Origin of the sequence: Metapseudomonas cellulosilytica (assembly GCF_049334135.1) — a bacterium.
Taxonomy (GTDB): Bacteria; Pseudomonadota; Gammaproteobacteria; order Pseudomonadales; family Pseudomonadaceae; genus Metapseudomonas.
This window is the reverse complement of sequence record NZ_JBHZGN010000033.1, coordinates 13,902-29,452: the sequence shown is the minus strand read 5'-3', so window position 1 is coordinate 29,452 and position 15,551 is coordinate 13,902. Positions and strand designations below refer to the sequence as shown.

Annotated in this window: 15 protein-coding genes; 14 read left to right on the top strand and 1 reads right to left on the bottom strand. The window is 67.3% G+C overall.

Annotated features, from left to right (window positions below; translation table 11 throughout):
- Positions 1 to 10 precede the first annotated feature (10 nt).
- From ACFW0H_RS27600 to ACFW0H_RS27590, 3 genes are read left to right on the top strand one after another with little or no spacing between them, the layout of a single operon-like run.
- Complete coding sequence (locus ACFW0H_RS27600) at positions 11 to 637, top strand: nuclear transport factor 2 family protein (protein WP_422917039.1); 627 nt, start codon at positions 11 to 13, stop codon at positions 635 to 637.
- A complete protein-coding gene (locus ACFW0H_RS27595) occupies positions 637 to 1,755 on the top strand; it encodes an alkene reductase (protein WP_422917038.1) in 1,119 nt (372 codons plus the stop codon). The genes ACFW0H_RS27600 and ACFW0H_RS27595 overlap by 1 nt, the downstream gene beginning before the upstream one ends.
- Positions 1,752 to 3,347: a FadD3 family acyl-CoA ligase gene (locus ACFW0H_RS27590; protein WP_422917037.1), complete on the top strand. Its 1,596-nt coding sequence runs from the start codon at positions 1,752 to 1,754 to the stop codon at positions 3,345 to 3,347. Before ACFW0H_RS27595 ends, ACFW0H_RS27590 begins: the two co-directional genes overlap by 4 nt.
- 99 nt (positions 3,348 to 3,446) lie before the next feature.
- Here the strand turns inward: ACFW0H_RS27590 and ACFW0H_RS27585 are convergent, their stop codons facing one another.
- On the bottom strand, positions 3,447 to 3,788 hold the full coding sequence (locus tag ACFW0H_RS27585; RefSeq protein WP_422917036.1) for a hypothetical protein: 342 nt from the start codon (positions 3,786 to 3,788) through the stop codon (positions 3,447 to 3,449).
- A 507-nt stretch (positions 3,789 to 4,295) separates the two neighbouring features.
- On the opposite strand from ACFW0H_RS27585, the gene ACFW0H_RS27580 reads away from it, so the two are divergent.
- The 11 genes from ACFW0H_RS27580 (at position 4,296) to ACFW0H_RS27530 (ending at position 15,413) form a co-directional block, all read left to right on the top strand.
- Entirely contained in the window at positions 4,296 to 5,189 is an 894-nt protein-coding gene (locus ACFW0H_RS27580) for a VOC family protein (protein WP_422917035.1), read from the top strand.
- 11 nt (positions 5,190 to 5,200) lie between these two features.
- Positions 5,201 to 6,082, top strand: a complete 882-nt coding sequence (locus tag ACFW0H_RS27575; RefSeq protein WP_422917034.1) for a CoA transferase subunit A — start codon at positions 5,201 to 5,203, stop codon at positions 6,080 to 6,082.
- Between the two features lie 10 nt (positions 6,083 to 6,092).
- The gene (locus tag ACFW0H_RS27570; protein WP_422917033.1) at positions 6,093 to 6,905 is read left to right on the top strand and encodes a CoA-transferase subunit beta; all 813 of its coding nucleotides are present in this window, start codon (positions 6,093 to 6,095) and stop codon (positions 6,903 to 6,905) included.
- A gap of 15 nt (positions 6,906 to 6,920) precedes the next feature.
- Positions 6,921 to 7,787 (top strand): enoyl-CoA hydratase, encoded by an 867-nt coding sequence (locus ACFW0H_RS27565; protein ID WP_422917032.1) that lies wholly within the window; start codon positions 6,921 to 6,923, stop codon positions 7,785 to 7,787.
- Positions 7,787 to 8,854: an NAD(P)H-dependent flavin oxidoreductase gene (locus ACFW0H_RS27560; protein ID WP_422917031.1), complete on the top strand. Its 1,068-nt coding sequence runs from the start codon at positions 7,787 to 7,789 to the stop codon at positions 8,852 to 8,854. Before ACFW0H_RS27565 ends, ACFW0H_RS27560 begins: the two co-directional genes overlap by 1 nt.
- A 26-nt stretch (positions 8,855 to 8,880) precedes the next feature.
- Entirely contained in the window at positions 8,881 to 9,639 is a 759-nt protein-coding gene (locus ACFW0H_RS27555; protein ID WP_422917030.1) for an enoyl-CoA hydratase family protein, read from the top strand.
- 4 nt (positions 9,640 to 9,643) lie between these two features.
- Positions 9,644 to 10,810: an acyl-CoA dehydrogenase family protein gene (locus ACFW0H_RS27550; protein ID WP_422917029.1), complete on the top strand. Its 1,167-nt coding sequence runs from the start codon at positions 9,644 to 9,646 to the stop codon at positions 10,808 to 10,810.
- 10 nt (positions 10,811 to 10,820) lie between these two features.
- The gene (locus ACFW0H_RS27545; RefSeq protein ID WP_422917028.1) at positions 10,821 to 11,873 is read left to right on the top strand and encodes an acyl-CoA dehydrogenase family protein; all 1,053 of its coding nucleotides are present in this window, start codon (positions 10,821 to 10,823) and stop codon (positions 11,871 to 11,873) included.
- 161 nt (positions 11,874 to 12,034) lie between these two features.
- Complete coding sequence (locus ACFW0H_RS27540; protein ID WP_422917027.1) at positions 12,035 to 13,183, top strand: acetyl-CoA C-acetyltransferase; 1,149 nt, start codon at positions 12,035 to 12,037, stop codon at positions 13,181 to 13,183.
- Positions 13,184 to 13,345: 162 nt separating this feature from the next.
- On the top strand, positions 13,346 to 14,221 hold the full coding sequence (locus ACFW0H_RS27535; protein WP_422917026.1) for an SDR family oxidoreductase: 876 nt from the start codon (positions 13,346 to 13,348) through the stop codon (positions 14,219 to 14,221).
- A 28-nt stretch (positions 14,222 to 14,249) separates the two neighbouring features.
- The gene (locus ACFW0H_RS27530; RefSeq protein ID WP_422917025.1) at positions 14,250 to 15,413 is read left to right on the top strand and encodes a helix-turn-helix transcriptional regulator; all 1,164 of its coding nucleotides are present in this window, start codon (positions 14,250 to 14,252) and stop codon (positions 15,411 to 15,413) included.
- The last annotated feature ends 138 nt before the right edge of the window (positions 15,414 to 15,551 follow it).

Sequence of the window (15,551 nt, the reverse complement as noted above, 5' to 3'; positions counted from 1 at the left end):
GGAGAAAGCCATGAACGAGCAAAGCTTGCAGGCGCGCCTGGACCGGCTGGAATCGCTGGAGGAAATCCGCATGCTGCCGGCCAAGTACGCGCTGGCCCTGGACATGCGTGACCTGGACGCCTGGGTCGGGTTGTTCCCCGAAGACATCAAGGTCGGCCAGGACAAGGTCGGCCGCGCTCACTTGAAGGCCTGGATCGACGACACCCTGCGCCTGCAGTTCAGCACCACCTCGCACCATGTCGGCGGCCACATCATCGAGTTCAAGGACCCGGACAACGCCAGCGGCGTGGTCTATTCGAAGAACGAGCACGAGGCCGGCCCCGAGTGGGTGATCATGCAGATGCTCTACTGGGACGACTACCAGCGCATCGATGGACGCTGGTACTTCCGCCGGCGCCTGCCGTGCTACCTCTACGCCAGCGATCTGAACAAGCCGCCGATCGGCGAGAAGAAGATGCGCTGGCCGGGCCGCGAGCCCTATGACGGCTCCTGGCACGAGCTGTGGCCGAGCTGGAAGGCCTTCTGGAACGACAAGCCCGGCGATGCCCTGCCGGAAGTGGCCGAACCGGCGCCGCTGGACGCCTTCCTCGAACGCATGCGGCGGGGTTCGTCCGCGCCCCGGGTGAGGGTGCGCTGATGTCCCGTGTCGAACCCACTTGCTTCAATCGCCTCTTCGAGCCGGTGCAACTGGGCGAACTGCGCCTGGCCAACCGCATCGTCATGGCGCCGATGACGCGCAGCCGCGCCGACGCCTTCGATGCGCCGAGTGAGTTGCACGCGGCCTACTACGGCCAGCGTGCCGATGCCGGCCTGATCGTCGCCGAAGGCACCTATCCCAGCCTGGATGGCAAGGGTTATTGCCGCACGCCGGGCATCGTCACGCCAGGCCAGGTCGAGGCCTGGCGCCAGGTGACCGCAGAGGTGCGCCAGCGCGGCGGCGCGAGCACGGTACTGCAGCTGATGCACGTCGGCCGTGTCGCCAGCCGCCACAACAAGGCGGCGGATGCCGAAACCGTGGCGCCTTCGGCCATCGCTGCGCGGGGCGACCTGTTCAGCGACAGCCATGGCATGGTACCGATGGAGGTGCCGCGGGCCCTGGACACCGCGGAAGTGGTGAAGGTGATCGAGCAATACCGGCAGGCGGCGCTGAATGCCCGCGAAGCGGGATTCGATGGTGTGGAGCTGCACTGCAGCAGCGGCTACCTGCCAATGCAGTTCCTCCTGGCCGGCAGCAACCAGCGCCAGGATGGCTATGGCGGCTCGCTGCCCAAACGCATCCGTTTCGCGGTGGAAACCCTGGAGGCCATGGCCGGGGCGATCGGCGCTGGCCGGGTGGGCCTGCGGATCATCCCCGGCAATCCCTACAACGACATGCAGGACGACGATCCTGCCGCCACCTACGGTGCGTTGCTGGATGCGGTGGACCCGCTCGGCCTGGCCTATGTGCAGGTCAGCCGTTCACCCCAGGCCGGGCTCGACGCCTTCGCCCTGGTGCGCCGGCATTTCCGTGGGCCGTTGATCCTCAATGACGGTTTCGATGGCCGCAGCGCCGCGCGGGCCATCGAGGCCGGGGAGGGCGAGGCGGTTTCCTTCGCTCGCCATTTCATCGCCAACCCCGACCTGGTGCAGCGCCTGCACGAGCAGCGCGCACTCAGCGGGTTCGACCGCTCGACGCTCTACACACCTGGCGCCCGTGGCTACACCGACTACCCGGCCCTGGGCGAAATCGCCGATCCGCAGGAATGCCAGCCATGAGTCTGCCCGCCGCCAAACCACAAAGCATTCCCGCCGCCCTGGCACTGTCTGCGTGCCGCCACGGGCAACGCACCGCCATCGAGGACGGCGAGCTGAAGATCACCTATGGGGAGCTGCAACGCCTCAGTCGCGAGGCGGGACGGGCCCTGCTGGCCCTCGGGCTGGAACGGGGGGAACGCGTCGCCATCTGGGCGCCGAACAGTCATCACTGGCTGGTCGCCGCACTGGGCAGCCTGATGGCCGGCGCCGTGCTGGTGCCACTGAGTACCCGCATGAAAGGTGCCGAAGCCGCGGACATCCTCCGGCGCAGCGGCACGCGCGTGCTGTTCAGCATCGGCGAGTTCCTCGGCAGCTACTACCCGGACCTGCTGGCGAACCAGCCGCTGGATGGCCTGCGGCAGACCATAGTCGTCGAGTCCGCCCGCAGCGGCGACTGCACCTGGGAGGGTTTCCTCGCCCTGGCCGGACAGGTCCCCGATGCGGCGCTGGAACAACGCATCGCCGCCCTCGACGGTGACAGCCCGTCCGACCTGATGTTCACCTCCGGCACCACCGGCTTCCCCAAGGGCGTGCTCTGCGCCCATGGGCAGAACCTGCGGCTGTTCGACAGCTGGGGCGAGACCGTCGGCCTGGAGGCGGGCGACCGCTACCTGATCGTCAATCCGTTCTTCCACAGCTTCGGCTTCAAGGCCGGCTGGCTCGCCGCGCTGATCCGCGGGGCCACCATCCTGCCGCAGCGAACCTTCGAGGCCGAAGCCGTGCTGCGCCGGGTCGAAGAGGACCGCGTCAGCTTCCTGCCGGGGCCTCCGGCACTCTATTCCGCCATGCTGGAGCACCCGCGCCGGCGTGACTTCGATCTGTCCTCATTGCGTGTCGCGGTCACCGGGGCCGCCTCGGTGCCGCCGGTGCTGGTCGAGCGGATGGGATCGGAGCTGGGGTTTCGCCACGTCGTCACCGCCTACGGCCTCACCGAGTGCTGCGGCCTGGCGACCGTCTGCCGGCCGGGCGACGATGCCCTGACGGTGGCCACCACCTGTGGCCGGCCGCTGGAGGGCATCGAAGTGCGCTGTGTGGATGCCCAAGGCAACCCGCAGCCGGTGGGCCAGGCGGGGGAGGTGCTGATCCGTGGCTACAACCTGATGCAGGGTTACCTCGATGACGCCGAGGCCACCCGCGAGGCCGTGGATGATCAGGGCTGGCTGCACACCGGCGACGTGGGCGCGCTCGACGAGCGCGGTTACCTGCGGATCACCGACCGGCTCAAGGACATGTTCATCGTCGGCGGCTTCAACTGCTATCCGGCGGAAGTCGAGAGGTTGCTGATGGAGCACCCGGCGGTGGCCCAGGCCGCGGTGATCGGGGTGGCCGACGAGCGCCTCGGCGAAGTGGGCAAGGCCTTCGTGATGCTGCGTCCCGGGGCTGGCCTGGTGGCTGGGGATCTGATCGCCTGGTGTCGCGAGCGCATGGCCAACTACAAGGTGCCGCGCAGTATCGAGGTCGTTGCGAGCCTGCCGCTCAATGCCTCCGGCAAGGTCCTCAAGGGCCAATTGCGTGAGCGGGAGCTGGCGCGGGTTCCGGGCGAGGTGAGCTGAAGCCGCTGGTTGGTCGATAGCCCCGGCGCTGGGCCGGGGCTTTGCGGTGTCCTTCCGCGGCGCGGGTGCTGCGCGTCCGAAGGGTTCACCAGTTGCGGATCAATACTGGTAATCCACGCCTTGATCGTGGGTGTCTGATTCATCGCCGGCTGCGGGTTTCGCGGCCGGTCCTGCCTCTTCCTCGGCGGTCCCGGAACCGGCTGCCGTCGGTTTCTCCTCGACCAGCGTGGCGAAGCGTTTGCTTTCGTCATCGGTCGTCTGCATGCGTACTGCCTGCAGCTCCCGATAGTTCACAAGACGATCACTGCCTCCTTCGGCCAGCATCAGAAGCGGCTGCTGGTCCGCCGGTTGAAGAGATGCACTGAATGCCTGTAACGAAGTGAACGCGACAACAGAAAACAGCAGGCTGGAAAAGGCAGTGGTGGTTAGTGCGGATTTCATTGTGTCTTCCTCTTAAAACCCCCTGATATCCCCCGAGTGCGGATATTAAGGGTGTTGAGGAAGTTCTCCAGCGCTATCTGAAGTTGCCGGATAGATGGTTGACTCCAAGATGACTGGTAGTTTGTAACGCTATGATTGGCATGCATTATTCCTGTGTTTGTGCCCATTTGAAGTGCATGTAACGAACTGTATTCTTGTTTGTAATTGCGTGTGGCTTGAATGTTTCTGTCTGGTTTCATGGAAACACTCAAGAAACAAATTCGAATAATCGTTAGTGCGGTCTGGCTCGACTTATGAATATTTCCGTTCAGGCCGATTGCCGCTTATCGCGAAATGCCCCGCCGGCACCTTCCAATTCCCCTCCTGCAAGCGCCAAAGCCCCCGTCCTGAGCGCCTTTCGCGCTAGTCCCATCGGACGATGCCTCCCCGGGGGGCAGCCGATTAAATCCCTCCTCATAGAGCCCTGCGCCCGCTACGCGGGGCGAGAACGAGAATGAGGAGAACCGCATGGATATCCGTGGCCTGGGCTACGTCACCGTAGCCTGCACCGACCTGGAGCGCTGGCGCGAGTACGCCACCGGCGTGCTCGGCATGATGGTCGAGACTGCGTCGGACGAGGCGCTCTACCTGAAGATGGACGAGCGCCATTACCGCATCCTGGTGGAAAAGGCCGGGCGCGACGGTTACGGCGCCTGCGGATGGGAAGTGGCCGGCAAGGCCGCGTTCGAGCAGGCCATCGCCGAACTGCAGCAGGCCGACGTCGAGGTGCAGCGTGGCAGCGCCGCCGAGGCCGGGCTGCGCAAGGTGCAGGAGCTGGCGCGCTTCGCTGATCCGGATGGCAACCGCCACGAGCTGTTCTGGGGCGCGCGGCAGGACTTCGCGCCCTTCGTTTCCCCGGCCGGGGTCAGCGGCTTCGTCACCAGCGACCTGGGCATGGGCCACGCGGTGATCCCGGCGCCGAGCTTCGACCGCTGCCTGGACTTCTACGAGAAGGTCATGGGCTTCGGCCTCTCCGACCTGATGAAGGTGCGCTTCACCCCCGATCCCGCCGAGCCGGAAAAACGCATCCACTTCCTGCACTGCAACAACGGCCGCCATCACTCGCTGGCGCTGTTCGAGTGCCCGATTCCGTCCGGCTGCGTGCACCTGATGGTGGAGGTGGCCGAACTCGACGACGTGGGCCGCGCACTGGACCGCATGCACGCCAGCGGGGTGAAGCTCTCGGCCACCCTGGGGCGCCACACCAACGATGAGATGACCTCGTTCTACATGCAGACCCCCGGCGGCTTCGACCTGGAGTACGGCTGCGGCGGCAAGGTCATGGATTGGGATCGCCACCTGCCGTTCGAGAGCACCGTGGTGAGTTACTGGGGCCACGATTTCAGCGTCGGCCGTCGTTGAGGGGAACAGCAATGGACAAACGCATGACAGCGGCCGACGTGGTCGGCCAGCTCCACGACGGCATGACCCTCGGCATCGGTGGCTGGGGCCCGCGACGCAAACCCATGGCGCTGATCCGCGAGATCCTGCGCTCGGACCTCAAGGACCTGACGGTGGTCGCCTACGGCGGCGCCGACGTCGGCATGCTCTGCGCCGCCGGCAAGGTCAGGAAGCTGGTGTACGCCTTCGTCTCGCTGGACTTCATTCCGCTGGAACCCTATTTCCGCAAGGCCCGCCAGGAAGGCGCGGTGGAGGTCATGGAAATCGACGAAGGCATGCTGCTGCTCGGCCTGCGCGCCGCCGCCATGCGCGTGCCCTTCATCCCCACCCAGGTGGGGCTGGGCACCGACGTGCTGCGGATCAACCCGCAGCTGAAACTGGTCACCTCGCCCTATGACGGCAGCCGTGACTGGGTCGCCATGCCGGCCCTGAAGCTGGATGCGGCGCTGATCCACGTCGATCGTGCCGACGCCCGTGGCGTGTGCCAAATCAGTGGTCCCGACCACTACATGGACGATCTCTTCGTGCGTGCCGCCGACAAGGCCTACGTGAGCTGCGACGAGCTGGTGCCGAGCGACTTCTTCCACGCCGACCCCGAGCAGTCCCGCAAGGTGTTCTGGGAGCGCAACCGCACCACGGGCGTCGTGCACCTGCCCGGCGGCGCGCATCCGTCTTCCTGCGCGCCGCTGTACGGCTTCGACGTGGCCCACTTCAAGGCCTACAACGCCTCGGCCGCCGAGCCGGAGGGCTGGCAGGCCTATGTCGAGCAGTACGTGAACTGTGGCGAAGAGGAATACCTCGCCCGCGTCGGTGGCCTGGAGGCCATTCGCAAACTGCCGCTTCCCGTATTCTGAGGACGCCCAGATGACTCCGACCAATCAAGCCTACAGCCTTGCAGAGCTGATGATCTGCGCCGCCTCCGAAACCTTCCGCGAAGACGGCGAAGTACTGGCCACCGGCATCGGTGTGTTGCAGCGCCTGGCCGCTTCCCTGGCCATGCTCAACAGCAATGCCGAACTGATGATGACCGACTCCGAGGCCTTCATGGTCGCCGAGCCGGTGCCGCTGGGGCCGCGTGGCGGCTACCGGCCCCGGGTCGACAGCTGGATGGGCTTCTCGCGCATCTTCGACAACGTCTGGAGCGGCCGTCGCCATGCCCTGGTCGGGCCGGTGCAGATCGACCGTTTCGGCCAGGCGAACATCTCCTGCATCGGCGATCACGCCAAACCGAAATCGCAGATGCTCGGCGTGCGCGGCTTCCCCGGCAACTCCATCAGCCACGCCAACTCCTTCATGGTGCCCAGCCACAACAAGCGGGTATTCGTCGAGGGCGAAGTGGATGTGGTGTCCTCGGTCGGCTACAACCCGGCGCGCCTGGCCCGTGGCTGGTCGCTGGACGAGATCGACATCCGCCTGGTCGTCACCGACCTCTGCGTGCTGGACTTCCAGGGCCCCGAGCGGCAGATGCGCATCCGCTCCCTGCACCCCGGCGTGACCGTCCAGGAAGTGCAGGACGCCACCAGCTTCCCGCTGCACGTGCCGGATGACATCCCGACCACCGCCGCGCCGACCCTCGAACAACTGATCCTCATCCAGCAACTGGACCCGCACAACCTGCGCGCCAGCCAGCTCAAGGACAACCCGCCGGGCGTGCGCGCCCGGGCCACCACCCACTGAGGCGGAGCCGCGCAGATGAACCACGAACAGGCCGAAACAGAGGTGGTGCAGTACGAGGTGCAGGGCCCGCTGGCCCTGGTCACCATGCACCGCCCCGAGTACCACAACGCGCAGAACTCGCGCATGACCTACGCGCTGGACGCGGCCTTCCGCCGCGCCTGCGACGACGACGCCGTCAAGGTCATCGTCCTGCGTGGCGCCGGCAAGCACTTTTCCGCCGGCCACGACATCGGCACCCCCGGCCGCGACGTGAACCAGAGCTTCGACCGCGCCAGCCTCTGGTACGACCACGTGAACAAGCCGGGCGGCGAATTCCTCTACGCCCGCGAGCAGGAGGTCTACCTCGGCATGTGCCGGCGCTGGCGCGACATGCCCAAGCCGACCATCGCCATGGTCCAGGGCGCCTGCATCGCCGGCGGGCTGATGCTGGCCTGGGTCTGCGACCTGATCATCGCCTCGGAGGATGCCTACTTCTCCGACCCGGTGGTGCGCATGGGCATTCCGGGCGTCGAGTACTTCGCCCATGTGCATGAGCTGAACCCGCGCATCGCCAAGGAGTTCCTCTTCCTCGGCGAGCGCATGGGCGCCGAGCGCGCCTATCAGATGGGCATGGTCAACAAGGTGGTGCCCCGCGACGTGCTGGAGGACGTGACCCTGGACGTGGCCCGGCGCATCGCGCAGATGCCGCGCCTGGGCCTGCAGCTGACCAAGCAGGCGGTGAACAACGCCGAAGACCTGATGGGCAAGCGCGCCACCATGGACATGGTGTTCGGCCTGCACCACTTCGCCCACGTGCACAACGAACTGGTCAGCGGCGACAAGCTGGGCGGCTACGACGCCCGCGCCATGGCCCAGTCCCAGCGCAATTCGGCGGAGGCGTGATGGCGATCTCCCTCGACACCCGCCTGACCCGACTGCTCGGCTGCCGCTACCCGATCATCCAGACCGCCATGGGCTGGGTGGCCGATCCGAGACTGGTGGCCGCCACCGGCAACGCCGGCGGCTTCGGCTTCCTCGCCGGTGCCACCATCGAGCCCTGGAAGATGGAGGAAGCCATCCTCGAAACCAAGCGGCTCACCGACCAGCCCTTCGGCGTCAACTTTCACATGTACCAGGCCAATGCCGGCGAGATCGTCGAGCTGGTGCTCAAGCACGGCGTGCGCGCCGTGAGCTACAGCCGGTCGCCGGGCAAGGCGATGGTCGCCCGGCTGAAGGACGCCGGGGTGGTCTGCATTCCCACCGTGGGCGCCCTCAAGCACGCGCAGAAGGCGGTGGAAATGGGCGCCGATGCGGTGACCGTGCAGGGCGGCGAGGGCGGTGGCCACACCGGCTCGGTACCCACCTCGATCCTGCTCGGCCAGGTGGTGGACGCGCTGGACGTGCCGGTGGTCGCTGCCGGCGGCTTCAAGGACGGCCGCGGCCTGCTCGCTGCCCTGGCCCTGGGTGCCGAGGGCATCGCCATGGGCACGCGCTTCCTGATGAGCGCCGACAGCCCGGTGCCGCCGGCCACCCTGGAACGCTACCTGAAGGTCCGCGACCCGGCCGCGATCATCATCAGCCGCGCCATCGACGGCCTGCCGCAACGGATGATCCGCAACGAACTGCTGGACGGCCTGGAACGCTCGGGCGGCCTCAAGCGCCTGCTGCTGGCCCTGCGCAGCGCCCTGGCCTATCGCCGCCATAGCGGCGCCAGCATCGCCCAGCTGCTCGGCAGCGCACTCAAGCTCGGCAGCAATGACGGCCTCAGCGCCGCGCAGACGCTGATGGCCGCCAACGCGCCCATGGTGATCCAGAAGGCCATGGTCGACGGCCTCCCGGCCGAGGGCGTGCTGCCCGCCGGGCAGATCGCCGCCGCCATCGACAGCCTGCCGGGCTGCGCCGAACTCATCGAATCCATCGTGCAGCAGGCCGAGCAGCGTCTCGCCGAGCTGTGCCGCCGGACGGAATAAGAAACAAACAACTGGGGGATAGTCGGATGAGCAATCCGTTTCATGTAACGCTGGACAACGGAATCGCCGAGATGGTCTTCGATCATCCGCCGGTGAACGCCTTCGACAGCAAGGGCTGGGCGGCCATCGCCGCCGAGCTGGAACGCCTCGGCGAGTCGCCCGAGGTTCGCGTCATCCTCATCCGCGCCGAGGGCCGGGGCTTCTGCGCCGGGGTCGACATCAAGGAACTGGCTGCCGACCCGAACCTGATCGTCGCCGTCAACAAGGGCAACTACGACAGCTTCAAGGCCGTACACCGCAATCCCAAGCCGGTGATCATCGCCGTGCACGGCTTCATTCTCGGCGGCGGCATCGGCCTCTGTGGCGCGGCGGACATCCTGGTCGCCTCCGACTGTGCGCGCTTCGGCGTGCCCGAGGTGGACCGCGGCGCCATGGGCGGCGGCGCCCACCTGCAGCGCCTGTTCCCGGTGCAGAAGGTGCGCCACATGTACTTCACCGGCGAGATGATCGACGCCGCCGAGGCCTACCGCCTGGGCGCCGTGGAGCGCGTGGTGAAGCGCGAGGAACTGCGCGAGGCGGCGCTGGAAATCGCCCGCGCCATCGCCGCCAAGAGCCCGGAGATGATCGCCCTGGCCAAGGAAGCGCTCACCGGTATCGAAGACGGCAACCTCGAGGACAAGTACCGCTGGGAGCAGGGCTTCACCCTGCAGGCCTACCGCTCGCTGGACTCCCAGGAAGCCCGCGATGCCTTCGTCGACAAGCGTGCCGCCAACTTCAAGGGCTAACACCATGGAACTGACCTACACACCGGCACAACAGGCCTTCCGCGAGGAAGTCCGCGCCTGGCTGGCGGCCAACGTGCCCGCCGAGCCGCTGAAGTCCTTCGACTGCGAGGAAGGCTTCGCCCAGCACCGCGCCTGGGAAGCGAAACTCAACGAGGGCCGCTGGGGCATGGTGACCTGGCCGAAGGAACTCGGCGGGCGCGGCTGCGACCTGATCGAGTGGCTGATCTTCGAAGAGGAGTACTACCGCTCGGGCGCCCCGGCCCGGGTGAACCAGAACGGCATCTTCCTGCTCGGCCCGACCCTGATGGAGTTCGGCACCCCGGCGCAGCGTGAGCGTTTCCTGCCGAAGATGGCCACGGGCGAGGAAGTCTGGGCCCAGGGCTGGTCCGAGCCGAACGCCGGCTCCGACATGGCGGCCATCCGCTGCCGCGCCGAGCGCCGTGGCGACCGCTTCGTGATCAATGGCCAGAAGACCTGGTCGACCCGCGCGGTCTGGGCCGACTGGCTGTTCGGCCTGTTCCGCAGCGAACCGAATTCGAGCCGCCACCACGGCCTGACCTTCATCCTCTTGCCGCTCAACAGTCCCGGCATCACCGTGCGGCCGATCCCGCAGCTCAACGGCCTGCCGGGCTTCGCCGAGATCTTCTTCGACGACGTGGAAGTACCGGTGGAGAACGTGCTGGGCGAGGAGGGCATGGGCTGGCACGTGGCGATGTCCACCGCCGGTTTCGAACGCGGGCTGATGCTGCGCTCGCCGGCGCGCTTCCAGGAAACCGCGCGGCGCCTGGTGAAGCTCTACCAGGACAACCGCGAAGCGGCCGACCAGGACCCGGCCATCGGCGAGGCGGTGATGCGCGCCTGGCTGGACGCCGAGGCCTACACCCTGAACACCTACATGACCGCCTCGCGGCTGGTGAAGGGCGGCAAGATCGGCCCGGAATCCTCCACCAACAAGATCTTCTGGTCGGAGCTGGACCAGCGCATGCACGAGACGGCGCTGTCGATCCTCGGCCTGCGCGGCGAGCTGCTGCCCGAGGCGCCGGATGCCGGCGACGTCGGCCACTGGCTGGACGGCTTCCTGTTCGCCCAGGCCGGCCCCATCTACGCCGGCACCAACGAGATCCAACGCAACATCATCGCCGAGCGGATGCTCGGCATGCCGCGCGCATAACGGGGGCGCCATGGACTTCACATTCAGCGACGACCAACTGCTGTTCCAGGAAAACGTGCGCGGGTTCTTCACCAACGAAGTGACCCCGGAGCGCATCCGCGAACTCTGGCAGGACGAGAGCGGCCGCAGCGACGGACTCTGGGCCCAGCTCACTGATCTGGGCCTCACCGCCACCACCGTGCCGGAAGACTTCGGCGGCCTGGACATGAACGAGCTGGACTTCGTCCTGCTGGCCCAGGAATGCGGCTATGCCGGCCTGCCCGAGCCCCTGGTGGACACCATGCTGGTGGGTGTACCGCTGCTGGGCGCCCTGGAGGCGCGCTCCGACCTCACGGGCGAGTGGCTGGCGCGTATCGCCGAAGGCCAGACGCGCCTGGCGGTAGGCCAGCCGGGCAACCCCCTGGTGGCCGACGCCCACGTGGCCGGGCTGCTGCTGCTGCCCCACGGGGACGAAGTGCACGCCGTACCCCGTGAGCAGGTGAGTCTGGTGCGCAATGAGTCGGTGGACCCGAGCCGCCAGCTCTTCCGCGTCCAGTGGACCCCCACCGCCGCCACCCGCGTCGCCGAGGGCGAGCAGGGCAGGGCGCTCTGGGCCGCCACCCAGAACCGCGGCGCCCTGGGCACCGCCGCCCAGCTCCTCGGGCTGGCCAAGCGCATGGTGGACCTGGCGGTGGACTACAGCTTCGAGCGCAAGCAATTCGGCAAGCCGGTGGGCTCCTTCCAGGCGGTGAAGCACCTGATGGCCAACGTCGCGGTGCAGATCGAGTTCGCCAAGGGCCCGCTCTACCGCGCCGCCTATGCCGTGGCCCACAACCTGCCGGAGCAGGACGTGCAGGTCTCCCATGCCCGCCTGGCCTGTACCGAGGCCGCCCTGCTGGCGGCGAAGAACGGCATCCAGACCCACGGCGCCATGGGATACACCTGGGAAGTGGACCTGCAGATCTTCATGAAGCGCGCCTGGGCCCTGGACAAGGTCTGGGGCGACCGCGGCTGGCACAAGGCGCGGATTCGTGAGGCGCTGTTCTCCAGTGCCGTGCAGCCCGGGGCGGGCAATACGTTCTGACCGCCAGCCCCTCTCCCCCGGCCCCTCTCCCTGAAGGGAGAGGGGAGACAAGCAGCCCGAGCCAGACTCGACCGCTGCACGGACGGCTCCCTCTCCCTCTGGGAGAGGGCTGGGGTGAGGGAAGCCACCCTTCACTCCGAACTTGAACAACCGAGGTACCCATGCCCGAAGCCTACATAGTCGACGCCCTGCGCACCCCCACCGGCCGGCGCAAGGGCGGCCTGAGCCAGATCCACGCCGCCGACCTGGGCGCCCATGTGCTGCGCGAACTGGTGGCGCGCAATGGCATTCCCGACGACGAATACGATGACGTGATCTTCGGCTGCGTCGACACCATCGGCCCGCTGGCCGGCGATATCGCCCGCACCTGCTGGCTGGCCGCCGGCCTGTCCCAGGCCGTGCCCGGCACCACCATCGACCGCCAGTGCGGTTCGTCCCAGCAGGCCGTGCACTTCGCCGCCCAGGCGGTGATGAGCGGCACCCAGGACGTGGTGGTCGCCGGTGGCGTGCAGACCATGACGCAGATTCCCATCTCGTCGGCCATGACCGCCGCCGAGCCCCTGGGCTTCACCGATCCCTTCTCCGGCTCCGAGGGCTGGGTGAAGCGCTACGGCAAGGTGCCGCCGACCCAGTTCCGCTCCGCGCAGATGATCGCCGAGAAGTGGGGCCTGACCCGCGAGGCGCTGGAAGCTTACGCCCTGGAATCCCACCGCCGCGCCCTGAAAGCCATCGAAGAAGGCCGCTTCACGCGCGAGATCGTGCCCCTGGCCGGCGTCGAGCACGACGAAACCCCGCGCCAGACCAGCCTGGAGAAGATGGCCGAACTGGAAACCCTGTTCGGCTGCGACCGCGTCACCGCCGGTGTGTCCAGCCAGACCTGCGACGGTGCCAGTGCCCTGCTGGTGGTTTCCGAGGCGGCGTTGAAGCGCTACAACCTCACTCCCCGCGCGCGCATCCAGCACATCAGCGTGCGCGCCGATGACCCGGTCTGGATGCTTACCGCACCCATCCCGGCCACCGAATACGCGCTCAAGCGCGCCGGCATGAAGCTGGACGACATCGACCGGGTGGAGATCAACGAAGCCTTCGCTTCGGTGGCCATGGCCTGGCTCAAGGAGACCGGCTATCCCCACGAAAAGACCAACGTCAACGGCGGCGCCATCGCCCTCGGCCACCCCCTGGGCGCCACCGGCACCCGGCTGATGTGCACGCTGCTCCACGAACTGGACCGCAGCGGCGGCCGCTACGGCATGCAGACCATGTGCGAAGGCGGCGGGCAGGCGAACGTGACGATCATCGAAAGACTCTGACGCCGCTGGCCCTCACCCCCGGCCCCTCTCCCTGAAGAGGAGAGGGGAGACAAGCAGTCCGCGCCGAACGACACCACTGCACGGACAGCCCCCTCTCCCTTCAGGGAGAGGGTTGGGGTGAGGGTAGCCACCTATTACTCGGACTATCCGGAGATTCCAAGAATGCCAATCTGCCAAAACCGCTCCGTCATCATCACCGGCGCCGGCGGCGGGCTGGGCCGGGCTTATGCCCTGGCCTTCGCCGCCGAAGGCGCCAAGGTCGTCGTCAACGACATCAACCTGCCGGCCGCTGAAGCCGTGGTCGCCGAAATCCGCGCCCAGGGCGGCCAGGCCGTCGCCAACAACGGCGACATCACCAACTACGCCGCCGCCGGCGAGATCGTCCGCCACGCCATTGAAGCCTTCGGCGACCTGCACGTGCTGGTGAACAACGCCGGCATCTGCCGTGACCGCATGTTCGCCAGCCTGACCGAAGCCGACTGGGACGCTGTGATGTCGGTGCACCTCAAGGGCCACTTCTGCCTCGCCAGCCACGCCGTCAAGCACTGGCGCGAGCAGGCCAAGGGCGGTGTGGAGGTCAAGGCGCGGATCATCAACACCAGCTCCGGCGCCGGCCTGCAGGGCTCCATCGGCCAGTCCAACTACGCCGCCGCCAAGGGTGGCATCGCCTCCCTGACCCTGGTGCAGGCCGCCGAACTGGCGCGCTACGGCATCACCGCCAACGCCCTGGCCCCGGCCGCCCGCACCGGCATGACCGAGCAGGTGTTCGCCGATGTGATGAAGAAGCCGGAAGACGGCTTCGACTACTTCGCCCCGGAAAACGTCGCGCCCCTGGTGGTGTGGTTGGGCTCCGAAGCCTCCCAGCAGGTCAACGGCCGCATGTTCGAAGTGGAAGGTGGCAAGCTCTCCATCGCTGACGGCTGGCGTCGTGGTCCCGAGTTCGACAACGGCGCTCGTTACGTGCCCGGCGAACTGGGCGCGGTGGTGGAACGCCTGCTGGCCGAAGCCGTGCCGGCGCAGAAGGTGTATGGCAGCTGAGTCTGTCGCTGTCCTGAGGCGCCCGGTGATGCAAGCCCCGGGCGCCAGCCTCACGGTATTGCCCGAGCTGATCGGGCTGGTCTACGAAGGCCTGAACGAAGCCACTCCCTGGTTCGGTCTGGCCGAGCGCCTGCGGCACGTGCTGGCCGCGCGCAATGTCACGGTCACCTTGCATCATTCCGATGACTGCCCATCCGATCTCCAGGTCATGTCCGTCGAGGAGAACAACGAGACCGACTGGCTGCTGGCCGAACGGGTCCACCGCGAGCGCTTCTCGCATATCGAGCTGGTGGACCCCGAGTCGGTGCTGCCGGGCGATGTCATCGTCTTCGGCCCCGCGGATGTGGAGCCGGATTGCGCGGCTTTCATGGCTTCGGTCAACGTCGCCAGCTGCCTGCGCACCTGCTTCGCCGAACCTGGCGGCATGCGTTGCTGGGTCGATGTGATTCGTGGGCGACGGACCCCGGAGCATCACTTCTCCGTCAGCGACCTGGAGCTGATCCGCGCCCTGTTGCCTCACCTCACCCGCGCCATCGGGCTCTACGCGCGGCTCAAGCGCCAGGAGGCGGAAAGGTCGATCTACGAAGGCTGCCTGGATCACCTGGTGCTGGGCTGCCTGCTGCTCGACGGCGATGGGCAGCTGTTGTGCGTGAACCATGCCGCCCGGGCCATCATCGACAAGCGCCAGGGTATCGAGTTGAGCCACCGCCGCGTGCAACTGCAGGACCGCACGGTCCAGCGTGCGCTCGAGAAGGCCATTGCCAATGCCCTTGCGTCCAGGGCGCAGCCGAGCGGGCAGCACCGTGGCGAGCTGGTGCGCCTGCACGCCCAGGATGGGGTGCTGCTGGGCATGCTGGCCGCACCGGCGCCGCGGGTCGAGTACTACCAGGGCCGGCATGTGCCGAGTGTGATCCTCTACCTTTCGGAGCTGACCGAGAACCTCGCCATGCAGCAGGCCCTGAACGGTTCCCCTGCCGAGCTGATCGCCCAACTGCTCGACCTGACCCGCCAGGAAGCCCGGCTTGCCGCATTGCTGTCCTCCGGCCGCACCATCAGCGAAGCCGCCGGACAGATGGGCATCGCCGTGACCGCGGCGCGCAATTATTCGAAGAACATCTACGCCAAGCTGGGGATCAAGGGGCAGACCGACCTGGTGCGGATTCTGTGCAAGAGCTTCGCCTTGTTGCGTTGAGATGAGGCCGATCCCGGAATCAGTGCGCACAGCGCACCCTACGCTCCAGGGGCCAGGGTCGAGCCTTGTAGGGTGGGCTTTAGCCCACGCTGACCTCCGGTGGTGGGCTGAAGCCCACCCTACGGGAGAGCAGGATGA

Bases quoted from the DNA above. Each gene is read 5' to 3' on its own strand.
- ACFW0H_RS27600 (WP_422917039.1), top strand. From the start codon at position 11: ATGAACGAGCAAAGCTTGCAGGCGCGCCTGGACCGGCTGGAATCGCTG.
- ACFW0H_RS27595 (WP_422917038.1), top strand. From the start codon at position 637: ATGTCCCGTGTCGAACCCACTTGCTTCAATCGCCTCTTCGAGCCGGTG.
- ACFW0H_RS27590 (WP_422917037.1), top strand. From the start codon at position 1,752: ATGAGTCTGCCCGCCGCCAAACCACAAAGCATTCCCGCCGCCCTGGCA.
- ACFW0H_RS27585 (WP_422917036.1), bottom strand. From the start codon at position 3,788: ATGAAATCCGCACTAACCACCACTGCCTTTTCCAGCCTGCTGTTTTCT.
- ACFW0H_RS27580 (WP_422917035.1), top strand. From the start codon at position 4,296: ATGGATATCCGTGGCCTGGGCTACGTCACCGTAGCCTGCACCGACCTG.
- ACFW0H_RS27575 (WP_422917034.1), top strand. From the start codon at position 5,201: ATGGACAAACGCATGACAGCGGCCGACGTGGTCGGCCAGCTCCACGAC.
- ACFW0H_RS27570 (WP_422917033.1), top strand. From the start codon at position 6,093: ATGACTCCGACCAATCAAGCCTACAGCCTTGCAGAGCTGATGATCTGC.
- ACFW0H_RS27565 (WP_422917032.1), top strand. From the start codon at position 6,921: ATGAACCACGAACAGGCCGAAACAGAGGTGGTGCAGTACGAGGTGCAG.
- ACFW0H_RS27560 (WP_422917031.1), top strand. From the start codon at position 7,787: ATGGCGATCTCCCTCGACACCCGCCTGACCCGACTGCTCGGCTGCCGC.
- ACFW0H_RS27555 (WP_422917030.1), top strand. From the start codon at position 8,881: ATGAGCAATCCGTTTCATGTAACGCTGGACAACGGAATCGCCGAGATG.
- ACFW0H_RS27550 (WP_422917029.1), top strand. From the start codon at position 9,644: ATGGAACTGACCTACACACCGGCACAACAGGCCTTCCGCGAGGAAGTC.
- ACFW0H_RS27545 (WP_422917028.1), top strand. From the start codon at position 10,821: ATGGACTTCACATTCAGCGACGACCAACTGCTGTTCCAGGAAAACGTG.
- ACFW0H_RS27540 (WP_422917027.1), top strand. From the start codon at position 12,035: ATGCCCGAAGCCTACATAGTCGACGCCCTGCGCACCCCCACCGGCCGG.
- ACFW0H_RS27535 (WP_422917026.1), top strand. From the start codon at position 13,346: ATGCCAATCTGCCAAAACCGCTCCGTCATCATCACCGGCGCCGGCGGC.
- ACFW0H_RS27530 (WP_422917025.1), top strand. From the start codon at position 14,250: ATGCAAGCCCCGGGCGCCAGCCTCACGGTATTGCCCGAGCTGATCGGG.